Genomic DNA, 11604 nt, shown 5'->3' with positions numbered 1-11604 from the left:
TCCGATCCGTTCAAAATTGTTGCGGTGGCCAGCCGGATCGGCTGTTAGCATCGCCCCCATGTCTGCAGGCGGCGGCCCGGTACGGATCGGAATCTTGGGTGCTTCGCGTTGGGCGCCCACGACGTTCCTCACCCCGGCCAAGGAGAACACCGAGGTCGTCGTCGCCGCGGTGGCCTCGCGGGATGCGTCCCGCGCCCGGGACTTTGCCGCCAAACACGGCATCCCCCGGGCGCACGACAGCTACGAGGAGTTGGTCGCCGACCCGGACCTCGACGCGGTCTACAACCTGCTGCCGACCAGCGTGCACGGCAGGTGGACCCGGGCCACGCTCGACGCGGGCAAGCACGTGCTGTGCGAAAAGCCGTTCACCGCCAATGCCGCCGAGGCCCGCGAGATCGCCGAACTGGCCGCCAAGTCCGACCGGGTCGTGATGGAGGCGCTGCAATACCGCTTCCATCCGCTGACCTTGCGCGTGGAGCAGATCATCGGTTCGGGGGAGCTGGGCAAGCTGGAGCGGGTGGAGGTCGCCGTCTGCGTGCTGCTGCCGAAGCGCTCCAACGCCAACGTGTACGACTACGGCCTGGCCGGGGGCGCGGTGATGGACGCCGGCGTGTACACGGTCGACATGCTTCGCACGTTCGGCGGCTCGACTCCCGAAGTCGTCTCGGCGAAGGCGAAACTCGACGGTCCCCAGGTGGACCGGGTGATGACCGCGGAGATGCGGTTCGCCGAGGGGCACACGGGCCGGCTGCACTGCGCGTTGTGGTCGTCGAATCTGTTTTGGGCGAACGCCAAGATCATCGGCGATCGCGGCCAGCTGAGCTATTTCAGCCCGGCGGCCCCGCACCTGTTGCCCCGGCTCTCGATCCGCTCGGCCGACGGGAAGCGCGTGGAGCGGTTCCCGCGGCGCACCACTTACGCGTATCAGCTCGACGCTTTCGCCGGGGCGGTGCTGCGCGGGGAGCCGGTGAAGACGACGGCCGAAGGCGCGATCGAGAACATGACCGTCATCGACGGGATCTATCGCGCCGCCGGCCTTCCGCTCCGCCAGCCGGGCTGAGCCGCTCAGCGACGACGCGCCTTCGGCACTGCGATTTCGGGCGGCAGGGCGCCATCGGTGAACCATGCGTCGAGGGTGCGCGCGAACAGGTCCGGATAGCGCGTGGGCCAGTCATGGGGCATGCCGAGTGCGACCCTGTCGACCCCGTTGGGCATTTGCCGAGCGAGCGCGGCGGCCCACCGGCGGACAAGCGGCAACTCCTTGGCGCCGGTCACGAACATGGTGGGCGAATCGGATTGCCCGAGTTCCTCGGGAAGCCTGAAACCCGAGGACGCCATGGTCACGTCGGCCAGCTGACCGCTGGTGATCAGGCGCACGTCCTCGCGATACTCATCGATGTGGGCCGCGGGAACCCTTGCCTGCCAAGCGTTCCGGTAGCGGCGCACCATCCAGCGGTATGCCGGATTCCGGGCGGGCAGTGACAGCACGCGCCGCGTCAACTCCACGAACGGCACCCTGTTGATGATCGTCCCGCACAGCACCGCGCGATCGACGAGTTTTGGCTCGGTCGCCAGCAACTGCACCCCCACTTGAGCCCCGAGCGACAGGCCCACCACGTGCGCCCGGCCGGTGTCCACCCGGGAGCGGATCAGTTCCGCGACCGCCGCGGCCGCCCGGCCCATCTCGAACGGCCCGTGCTCGAAGCTCTTGCCGTAGTGGGGCAGATCGGGGACCAGGCAGCGGTATTGCGGCATGCGTTCGACCACCGGCTCCCAGTACCAGCCGCTGGTGTACGCGCCGTGCAGGAAGACGATTGTGGGTGCCCCGACCGGACCGGATTCGCGGACGAACAGGCCCATGCGGGCGACCTTATCAGCCATACACGGGGATCTTTCCGGTCGATCGCGGTCGTCCACCCAGGTGGTACCCGAAGCCTAACTCTGGGTGCATACCCAAACTTCTGGTCTATTGTACCGGTGTTGGATTAGACTGCCGGACGGTTGGCCAGGGGCGGGAGGCCCCTTCCATTCGACTACGCGCACGGGGGACCGAAGGGTTGGGTTCCGCGATGGCTGAAGGCGTGTTCGGGCGCAGCGATGCTGAGACCGATCTACTCGTCCGCGGCATGCGGTCGGGGATCGCGGTGGTGGGCTTTGGCTACATCGGCACGGTGATCGGTGCCGTGCTGGCCGATCGCGGCTGGCCGGTGACCGGGATCGACGTGCGACAGAACGTCGTCGACGAGATCAACTCGGGCAAGACCAGCGTCCCCGAGCCGGGGCTCGGCGAGATGGTGGCCACCAACGTGCGCGTCGGCCGCCTTCGTGCCACCACCGATTTCGGCGCGCTGGCCCACAATGACTTCGTCATCGTGACCGTCGGGACGCCGCTTGGTCCGGATTACGAGCCCATCGTCGATGACATCAAGGCGGCGGCGCGGGCGGTGGGGCAGCACCTGCACCGCGGCCACCTCGTCATCCTCAAGAGCACCGTGCCACCCAACACCACCGAGAACCTGGTGCTGCCGATCCTCGAGGAGGCCTCGGGGCTGCGGGCCGGCGTCGACTTCGGGTTGGCGTTCTGCCCGGAACGGCTCGCCGAAGGCCAGGCCATCCACGAGCTGACGTCGATCCCCGTGGTGGTCGGTGCGGTCGATGAGGTCACCGCACGCGCCTGCTCGACGCTGTGGCGACACGCCCTGGGAGTGGAATCCATCGTCGTCGACGATCCGCGCACGGCCGAGATGGTCAAGCTCGCGGACAACCTCTGGATCGATCTCAACATCGCGATGGCCAACGAACTGGCCAAGGTGTGCGACCGGCTGAACATGGACGGGCTGCAGGTCATCGAGGCGGCCAATTCGATGCCCAAGGGCACCCACAACGTGAACATCCTGCGGCCGAGCATGGGTGTCGGCGGCTATTGCCTGACGAAGGATCCATGGTTCGTCAACCATCTGGGCGAGTCGCTCGGGCTGGAGCTGGGCATCCCGCGGACGTCGCGGACCGTCAACGACACCATGCCCGCCTACACCTACGGGCTGCTCACGCAACTGCTCGCCGAGCAGGACAAGACGATCGAGGCCAGCAAGATCGCCGTTTTGGGCATCGCGTTCAAGAACAACACCGGCGACTGCCGGCTGACGCCCACCAAGTACGTCGTCGAGCTACTCGAGGCGTCCGGTTGCGAGCTTTCGATCCATGACCCCTGGGTGCCCGACGAGGAGGCTCCCACGGTGACCAAGATTGCGTTGACCCCGGACATCGAGTCGGCGGTCAAGGATGCCGACGCCCTGGTGATTCTCGCGGGCCACCGGGAATTCCACCAGATCCCGCTGGCCCGGCTTGCGGACCTGACGGCTCCCGGCTGCGTGTTCCTCGATGGGCGCAACAGCTTCGATCCGGCGGCCGTGCGCGCCGCCGGATTCCTCTACAAGGGGATCGGCCGATAGGCATACTGCAGGCGAAGTAAACCCTGTACCCAGAATGAAAGAGCGACTATGTCTCATGTCGTCGTAACGGGCGGCTACGGTTTGATCGGATCGCACCTGGTGTCCACCCTGCTGGACCGCGGCGACACGGTCACGGTGTTCGACCAGGCAAAGAACACCCGCGACACCAGCATCGACTTCGACCGGCGCCCCAACTTCCGGTTCGTGCAAGGCGACGTCACCGATCTGAGCGCGCTCGAGCAAGCCCTGACGCCCGGCGTCGACAAAATCTTCCACCTGGCCGCGGTCGTCGGCGTCAAGAACTACATGAAGGATCCGCTGCGCGTTCTCGACGTCAACGTGACCGGCACGCGCAACGTCCTGGAGCTGAGCCAGCGGCACGGCACCCGCGTGGTGTTCGCCAGCACGTCCGAGGTGTTCGGCAAGAACCCCAACCCGCCGTGGGCCGAGGACGACGACCGCGTCCTCGGTTCCACCAGGACGGCGCGGTGGAGCTACAGCACCAGCAAGGCCATGGCCGAGCATCTCGTCTTCGCGATGCACACCGCCCTGGGGCTGCCGGTGACGGTCGTTCGCTACTTCAACGTGTTCGGCCCGCGGCAGAACCCGATATTCGTGATCTCGCAGTCCGTTCACCGCATCCTCAACGGCCGCCAGCCGTTGCTCTACGACTCGGGTGACCAGACGCGGTGCTTCACCTACGTCGACGACGCGATCGCCGGCACCCTGCTCGCGGCCGACAGCGACAAGGCGATCGGCGAAGCCTTCAACATCGGGAGCATGACCGAGACCACCATGCGTGACGCCGTCGAACTGGCGATCAAGATCGCCAACGTCGACGGAGTCTCCGACGCCGAAGTCGTCGACACGGCGGCGCGCTACGGCGGTCGCTACGAGGACATCCCCCGTCGTATCCCGGACTCCACGAAGGCGCAGCGGGAGCTCGGTTGGCGCCTCAAGGTCGACGTCGAGGAGGGCATCCGCCGCACCATCGATTGGGCGCGGGCCAACCCCTGGTACCTCGAGGGACCCGCGGGGGATTAGTCGTAAGGCCGCGTTAGCCGTGGGCGAGCGCGCGGTCGGCGAGCGCCCCCATCGCCGGCGCCAGCTCCCGGGAGTAGTCGGCCGTGATGTGGTTCCAGTCGAGGTAAACCATGGCGTTGCCGACGATGACGGGGCAGCGGCTCGTGGTGCAGAACAGCTCGGTGAGGTCGGCGTATTGGCCGCCGCTGGCTTTGGTGGCGGCGGTCTCGGCCGCGATCCCGGCGTCGTTCACCGCGGCCGACCGGGGCGGGGAGCAGGCCGTGGCGTCATCGAGGTGGCCGGACAGGCACTCCGGCACCGGTGTGCCCGGGTCCGGGACCGGGCCCAGCACCAACACCTTGGCACCGGTGCCGCGCAGCTGCTGCACCAGGCGGGTCAGGCTGTCGATCCACGCCGGGTCGTACGGCGTGTAGCCCGCCTGCCAACTGCCCTCACTGTGCTCCCGCGACATGCTCACCACGACCAGGCGCGGATGCTCAGCGCGTAACCGGGCCAGGATCAGCGCCCGCCACTCGTCGCAGTGCATGAAGCGTTCGATGAGGCCGTCGAGATGCTTGGCGATGGGCACGTCGATCAACGGGCAGCCGGCCTTGGCCATCATCTCCAGCCGCCAGTGCCGTTGTTCGGCGATCGGCTGAAAGGCCGGATCCCACATCGCGGCGTGCGAGTCGCCGACCAGCGCCACCGTCGTGCTCGACGCGGTATCGCCCGCCGCGCACTCGGGCTGCCCGCTCTGGTTGGCGCCGCGGAAGCAGCCGCTGGACCACATCGCGTTCTGTCCGGCCGTCGCCTCGGCGACCGGCGGCTGCAGGTTCGACGGCACGGCCCTCAGCTCGGCCGACGCCGCGACCGCGGCCTGCGCCTGTGCGAACGCCTGCTGCACCGCAGCGTCGTAGGCGTCCATGCCGTCGCCCGCGGCGACGGGTGCCGCGGTGATGGTCAACGGAATGCCGGGGGCACCGCGGCCGACCGGGACCGGAATCCACGCCAGCATCGCAACGCCCACCCCCACGGCCACCGCGGTGGCGGTGGCGCCCACCGCGAAACTGGCCAGCGGGGACTTGCGCAGCGGGGCGGCGTAGCGCAGCGGGGTCTCGACGAAGCGCAGCGTGAGCATCCCCAAGCCGCCCGAGAGCAGGACGGCAACCAACCGGCCGGCCAGCCCCAGCTGATGGCCCAGCAGCGGCACCGCGAGGACCAGCACGGGCCAGTGCCACAGATACCACGAGTAGGACAGCCGACCCATGTCCCGCATCGGCTTGAACGCCAGGATGCGGCCCGCTCCCAGCGTGGGTGTGGCGCAGCCGGCGCCGATCACAAGGACCGTGCCGAGCAGCGGCCAAATCGCGGCGGTGCCCGGATACTGCGTCGCCGGGGTGAGTCGGTTGCAGACCACCACGATCAGGGCCAGCCCCGCCCATCCGGTGATCGCGGCCGCCCGCGCCGGCAGCCGGCGCCACTGGTTGGCGGTCAGGGCCAACATGCCGCCCACGGCCAGGTCCCAGGCCCGCGTGGGCAGCGAGAAGTAGGCCGCCGGGGGCACCAGATAGGTGGTCAGCAGCGACAGCGCGAAGGACAGGATCGCGACCAAAGCGAAAACCATCAGGAAGGCGCGCTTCGGTGAGTTCGGCGACGTATTAGCAGTGGCGCCGGTGCGTCGCCGGCGGGCATGCCGGATCAGCCACCAGGTGCCGATGATCAGCACCGGCCACACCAGGTAGAACTGCTCCTCCACGCCCAGGGTCCAGTAGTGCTGGAACGGCGACGGCGGCTGATGGCCGCCGAAGTAGTCGACGTTTTCGTGAATGAACCAGTAGTTGCCGACGTACAACGCGCACGCGATGCCGTCCTCCACCACGCCCTTGGCCTGCAAGGGCGGCAACAGGACCGCCGAGGCGATCACGGTGACGCTGCCGATCAGGGCCGCGACCGGCAGCAGGCGGCGGACCCGTGCGGCGTAGAACTTGCGCAGCCCGAGCGTGCCGGTGTTGTTCACCTCGCGCCAAAGCTGCCCGGTGATGACGAAACCGGAAATGATGAAGAAGATGTCCGGGCCGACGAACCCACCGCTCGCGCCGGGCACGTCGGCGTGGAAGAGCAGGATGGCCACCAGCGTCAGCGCGCGCAGGCCCTCGATGTCCGGGCGGAATTCCTTGTGCGCCGAGCCCCGATCCTGCGCCACCCCGGCGGGGCTAACGCTTTCGGCCTGGACCACGGTCACCCACCTGTCTGAGGAGGCGTTCATCGAATCGAGGCATTATCACACACACGTTCAATGCCCCTCGACCGAATCAGCCACTGCCCGGTTATGCTGCTGGGCGGCTGGGCCGGGGACGCGAGCGACCGCGTCCATTCCCCACCCGCGCAAGGGAAGTGAAAGGCTAGGATCTCGCCGATGAAATTCGTGCTGGCAAACTGGGGAACTCGCGGCGAGGTCGAGCCCTACGTCACTGTCGGCCGCGAGCTGGTGCGCCGCGGGCACGACGTCCACATGGCCGTCGCGCCCGAGATGGTCAGCTTCACCGAGGCGGCCGGGCCGTCGGCGGTCGCCTACGGACCGGAACTGAAGGCCATCCTGGACCCGCACCGCGATTTCTGGGCGGGCCTGTTCACCACCCCCTGGAAGGTCCGGGAGCTGGGCAGGTTGTCGGGCGAATATTCGGCGCCCCTTTCCCAGTGCCGGCCCGAGGTCAGTGCGACGCTGACGTCGCTGGCCGACGGCGCCGACCTGCTGCTGACCGGCATGAATTTCGAGGATGACGCGCTCAACGCCGCGGAGTATCGCGACATCCCGTTTGCCACCCTGCACATCTTCCCGCTGCGGGCCAACGGCCGGCTCCTGCCGTTCCTGCCGGCGCCGCTGGCCCGCTCCGCGTCCCGGACGCTGGACTGGCTGGCCTGGCGCGGGGGCAAGACGGTCGAGGATGCGCAGCGCCGTGACCTCGGTTTGCCGACGGCGACCCGCCCGTGGCCGCGCCGGATCGCCGAACGCGGCTCGCTGGAAATCCAGGCCTACGACGAGGTGTGTTACCCCGGGCTGGCGGCCGAATGGGCGGACTTCGGCGGCCGACGGCCGTTCGTCGGCGCGCTGACGATGGAGTTGCCGACCGACGCCGACGAGGAAGTCGCGTCGTGGATCGCCGCGGGAAAACCGCCGATCTGCTTCGGATTCGGCAGCGTGGGCGTCGAATCCGCTGCCGACACCCTCGCGATGATCGGCTCGGCGTGCGCGCAGCTGGGCGAGCGGGCCCTGGTGTGCGCGGCCGGGTCGGACTACAGCAACGTCCCGCACTCCGAGCACGTCAAGGTCGTGGGCGTGATGAACTACGCGGCGGCCTTGCCCTCCTGCCGCGCGTTCGTGCACCACGGTGGCTGCGGCACCACGAACGCGGGCCTGCGCGCCGGGCTGCCCACGTTGATCCTCTGGACGTTGCCCGATCAGGGGCTCTGGGGAGCTCGGGTCAAACGACTGAAAGTCGGTACCGGGCGGCGCTTTTCGGCCACCACCGAGAAATCGTTGGTCGCGGACCTGCGCACCATCCTCGATCCGCAATGCCTCACCCATGCCCGCGAACTCGCCGCCCGGATGACCAAGCCCGCCGAGAGCGTTGCGGTCACCGCCGATCTGGTGGAGAACTTCGCGCGCCTCAAGCGGGTCGGCTGACCGGCGACCGCGGCATTCAACCGTGGGCGAGCGTGCGGTCGGCCAGCGCCGCGACCGCCGGTGCCAGCAGCCGGGAGTACTCGAATGTCAGATGACCCCGGTCGAGGTAAACCAGCGTGTTGCCGACGATCACCGGGCAGCGGTTGGTGGTGCAGAACAGATCGGTGATATCGGCATATTGTCCGCCGGCGGATGTGGTGGCCGCGGATTCGGCCGTGATGCCGGCTTCGTTCACTGCCGCCGCTCTGGACGGCGAGCAGGCGTTCGCGTCATCGAGGTGACCCGATAGGCAGATCGGCACGTACGACTGCGGGTCCGGGACTGGCCCCAGCACCAGCACCTGAGCCCCGGTGCCACGCAGCTCCTGTATCAGACGGAAGAAGCTGTTGTTCCACGCCGAGTCGTAGGACGTGAAGCCTGACGGCAAACCGTAGCGGGCGCCGTATTGGCGCATCACGCTGAGCACGATCAGCCGCGGGTGCTCGGTGCCCAACCGGGCGACGATCTGACCGCGCCACCGCGTGCACTCGGTGTATTCCCGGTGCAGATTTGGGCTGATGATGTGCAGGTCCAGCAGTGGGCACCCGGCCTTGGCCATCATCTCCAGCCGCCAGTGCCGCTGGGTGGCGATCTGCTGTAACGCCGGGTTCCACATCACCGCGGTGGAGTCGCCGACCAGCGCCACCGTCGTCGTCGACGAGGTGTCGCCCGTCGCGCACTCCGGCTGTCCGTCCTGGGAAAAGTTGCGCATGCAGCCGTCGCGGAAGAAGACCTGGTGTTCGGCCGCGGCGTCGGCCAGCGGGGGATCGAGGTTCGACGGCACGGATCGGAGGTCGGCCGCCGCCGCCACCGCGGCGTGCGCTTGCGCGAACGCCTGCTGTACCGCCGCGTCGTAGGCGGCCATGGCGGAGCCCGCGGGGGGAGGCGCCGCGGTGATGGACAGCGGCGCGGCCGGTGCGCCGCGCCCGACCGGGGTGGGCACCCACACCAGCAGCGCCACGCCCACACAGACCGCCACCGTTGTGGAAACACCGCCGAGCAGGAGGCTGGCCCGCGCCGAGCGGCGCACGGGATCGGCGAACCGCAGCGGGTTTTCGATGAATCGCAACGTGAGTACGGCCAGCGCGCCGGACGCGATGGCCGTTGTCAACCTGCCGGCCAGCCCCAACGGGTGGCCAAGTAATGCCGGCGTGAGCAGCAGCACCGGCCAGTGCCACAGATACCACGAGTAGGAGATCCGGCCGATCGCGCGCATCGGCGAGGATCCCAACGCGCGGCCGCATCCCTGCGACGGTGTGGCACAGCCGGCGCCGATCACCAGCATCGCCCCGAGAGTGGGCAACAGCGCGGCGGTACCCGGATACAGCGTGGCCGAGTTGAACTGATTGCAGCCGACCACGATGAGTGCCAGTCCGGCCCATCCCGCCAGCGCGGCAGCTCGTGCCGGCAGGCGGCGCCACCGGTCGGCCGTGAGGGCTATCAGCCCGCCGGCGGCCAACTGCCAGGCCCGGGTGGGCAGCGAAAAGAACGCGATCGCAGGTGCCGCCTCGGTGATCACAAACGACAGCGCGAACGACGCGGCCGCGACGAACGCGAGGACCACTAGATACGGGCGCTGAGACGCGGGCGGCGAGGAGTCGGTGTCGGTCTTGGCGCGCCGGCGCGCACGCCGGACAAGCCACGCCGTCCCGATGATCAGGGCCGGCCAGACCAGGTAGAACTGTTCCTCCACCCCGAGTGACCAGTAGTGCTGGAACGGCGAAGTCGGCGTCATCCCGCCGAAGTAGTCGACGCCCTGCTGGATGAACCAGTAGTTGCTGACATACAGCGCGCTGGCGATGCCGTCGAAGATGACGCCCCGGGCCTGTAACGGGGGGAGCAGCACAGCCGAGCCGATCAGGGTGACGACGCCGACGGTGGCCGATGCCGGCAGCAGCCGGCGGGCCCGGGCGCCGTAGAACTTGCCCAGCCCGACGGTGCCGGTGCTGCTCACCTCTCGCCACAGCAGTCCGGTGATCAGGAAGCCCGAGATGACGAAGAAAACGTCCACCCCGATGAACCCGCCGTCCACCCCGGGCACGTCGGCGTGAAACAGGACGACCGCAAGCACCGCGACCGCGCGCAAGCCCTCGATGTCCGGGCGGAACCGCGACTGTGCCGAGCGCCGACCCTGCGCTTCTTCGGTAGGGCGAACGCTGTCGGACTGGCGCAAGGTCACCTACCTGAAAAGAAGACACGTTCTCGAATCGAGGAATTATCACACACCCGTTCAACAGGCTCGACCGATTCCAGCGCGCACTGTCCGACCCGCACCAGCCGTGGTGGCCGATCGGCGACGGCGGCGGTTTGAAGTGGGTGGTTAGGCCTGCTCGCCGATCCAGTCGAGCAGAGCACGCAGCCCGTCCTCGAGCGCCCACTTCGGACTCCAGCCGAGCTCGACGCCGGCCGGCTCGATGTCGCATCTCGCCGCGCGCACGTCGCCGTCGCGGAATTTCGCGACGACGACCGGTTCGGGGGCCGCACAGATGGCAGCGATCCTCTGCGCCAGCTCGTGGATGGTGGTCGGGATTCCGGAGCCGATGTCGACGCAGCGGGCCACCGTCGCAGGCTTTTCGATCGCGGCGAACAGGGCCTGCACGACATCGTCTATATAGACAAAATCGCGCACGATGCGTCCGTCTTCGTAGACCTCCAACGCCTGCCGCTCGCGCGCCAATCGGGCGAAAAGGGCGACTATTCCGGTGTAGGAGTTGGTCAGCGACTGGCCCGGCCCGAAGACGTTCTGCAGCCGCAGCATGCTCACGTTGGTGTCATGAGCCGCGGTCCAGGCGGCCAGGATGTGCTCCTGAGCGAGCTTGGTCGCGGCGTAGATGTTCGTGGGTCGCGGCTCCGTTCGGCCGGCACAGCTCGGCAGCGGTATCGCGAGATCGTCCGTCGGCCCCTGCGGGTCCCAGATGCCGGCCAGGAGCTGAGCGTGGCTGCGAGGCTGCGGGTAGAAGACCTGCGCGCCGCATTGCCAAGCCCCCTCACCGTAGACGGCCCTCGACGACGCCAAGACGAGCTGGTCGGGCACGTGTCCCGAGCGGCCCAGGGCGTCGAGAAGTTGAGTCGTTCCCACCACGTTCACCGAACCATGGCGCGTCGCCTCGGAAAGCGACTGCGCCGTTCCCGTCTCGGCCGCCAAATGGACGATCTGGGAAGGACGGAACAACCGAAGCACCGCGTCGCAGTCCGGGGCGTGGGTGACGTCGCCGGTGAACAACCGCACCGATGGCGGCAGGTTGATCGCGGCACCTTCGGCATGGACCTGTGGGTGAAAGACGTCCATGACGGCGACGTCGTAGCCGGCTTCGACGAGGCGGCGAGCAAGCGCGGACCCGATGAATCCCGCTCCGCCAGTGATGAGCACCGATGTAGACAACTGCCGACGCCTCCGGTTCCTCT

General features: G+C 68.3%; 8 protein-coding genes. 4 read left to right on the top strand and 4 right to left on the bottom strand.

Going from position 1 to position 11604, the window contains the following annotated elements:
- The first annotated feature begins 58 nt into the window (after positions 1 to 58).
- Positions 59 to 1060 carry a Gfo/Idh/MocA family protein gene (locus AC5Y5E_RS05545; RefSeq protein ID WP_499901989.1) on the top strand — a complete coding sequence of 334 codons (1002 nt, stop codon included), beginning with the start codon at positions 59 to 61 and terminating at the stop codon, positions 1058 to 1060.
- Positions 1061 to 1065: 5 nt separating this feature from the next.
- Here AC5Y5E_RS05545 and AC5Y5E_RS05540 read toward each other — a convergent pair whose 3' ends face one another.
- Positions 1066 to 1881, bottom strand: coding sequence for an alpha/beta fold hydrolase (locus AC5Y5E_RS05540; protein WP_499901988.1), 816 nt, complete (start codon positions 1879 to 1881; stop codon positions 1066 to 1068).
- A gap of 188 nt (positions 1882 to 2069) precedes the next feature.
- Between AC5Y5E_RS05540 and AC5Y5E_RS05535 the strand changes: the two genes are divergently transcribed.
- Entirely contained in the window at positions 2070 to 3452 is a 1383-nt protein-coding gene (locus AC5Y5E_RS05535) for a nucleotide sugar dehydrogenase (protein ID WP_499901987.1), read from the top strand.
- A 48-nt stretch (positions 3453 to 3500) separates the two neighbouring features.
- Positions 3501 to 4496, top strand: coding sequence for an NAD-dependent epimerase/dehydratase family protein (locus AC5Y5E_RS05530; RefSeq protein ID WP_499901986.1), 996 nt, complete (start codon positions 3501 to 3503; stop codon positions 4494 to 4496).
- Between the two features lie 13 nt (positions 4497 to 4509).
- Here the strand turns inward: AC5Y5E_RS05530 and AC5Y5E_RS05525 are convergent, their stop codons facing one another.
- Complete coding sequence (locus AC5Y5E_RS05525) at positions 4510 to 6741, bottom strand: acyltransferase family protein (RefSeq protein ID WP_499901985.1); 2232 nt, start codon at positions 6739 to 6741, stop codon at positions 4510 to 4512.
- A 150-nt stretch (positions 6742 to 6891) separates the two neighbouring features.
- Between AC5Y5E_RS05525 and AC5Y5E_RS05520 the strand changes: the two genes are divergently transcribed.
- Complete coding sequence (locus AC5Y5E_RS05520; protein WP_499901984.1) at positions 6892 to 8160, top strand: glycosyltransferase; 1269 nt, start codon at positions 6892 to 6894, stop codon at positions 8158 to 8160.
- Positions 8161 to 8176: 16 nt separating this feature from the next.
- Here the strand turns inward: AC5Y5E_RS05520 and AC5Y5E_RS05515 are convergent, their stop codons facing one another.
- Positions 8177 to 10378, bottom strand: coding sequence for an acyltransferase family protein (locus AC5Y5E_RS05515; RefSeq protein WP_499901983.1), 2202 nt, complete (start codon positions 10376 to 10378; stop codon positions 8177 to 8179).
- A gap of 141 nt (positions 10379 to 10519) precedes the next feature.
- The gene (locus AC5Y5E_RS05510; protein WP_499901982.1) at positions 10520 to 11569 is read right to left on the bottom strand and encodes an NAD-dependent epimerase/dehydratase family protein; all 1050 of its coding nucleotides are present in this window, start codon (positions 11567 to 11569) and stop codon (positions 10520 to 10522) included.
- Positions 11570 to 11604 lie beyond the last annotated feature (35 nt).

The organism is Mycobacterium sp. NGS54 (assembly GCF_059812465.1).
This window is presented reverse-complemented; position numbering and strand designations above follow the sequence as displayed.

Coding starts and splice junctions, on each gene's coding strand:
- AC5Y5E_RS05530 (WP_499901986.1), top strand. CDS start 3,501: ATGTCTCATGTCGTCGTAACGGGCGGCTACGGTTTGATCGGATCGCAC.
- AC5Y5E_RS05525 (WP_499901985.1), bottom strand. CDS start 6,741: ATGAACGCCTCCTCAGACAGGTGGGTGACCGTGGTCCAGGCCGAAAGC.
- AC5Y5E_RS05545 (WP_499901989.1), top strand. CDS start 59: ATGTCTGCAGGCGGCGGCCCGGTACGGATCGGAATCTTGGGTGCTTCG.
- AC5Y5E_RS05535 (WP_499901987.1), top strand. CDS start 2,070: ATGGCTGAAGGCGTGTTCGGGCGCAGCGATGCTGAGACCGATCTACTC.
- AC5Y5E_RS05540 (WP_499901988.1), bottom strand. CDS start 1,881: ATGGCTGATAAGGTCGCCCGCATGGGCCTGTTCGTCCGCGAATCCGGT.
- AC5Y5E_RS05520 (WP_499901984.1), top strand. CDS start 6,892: ATGAAATTCGTGCTGGCAAACTGGGGAACTCGCGGCGAGGTCGAGCCC.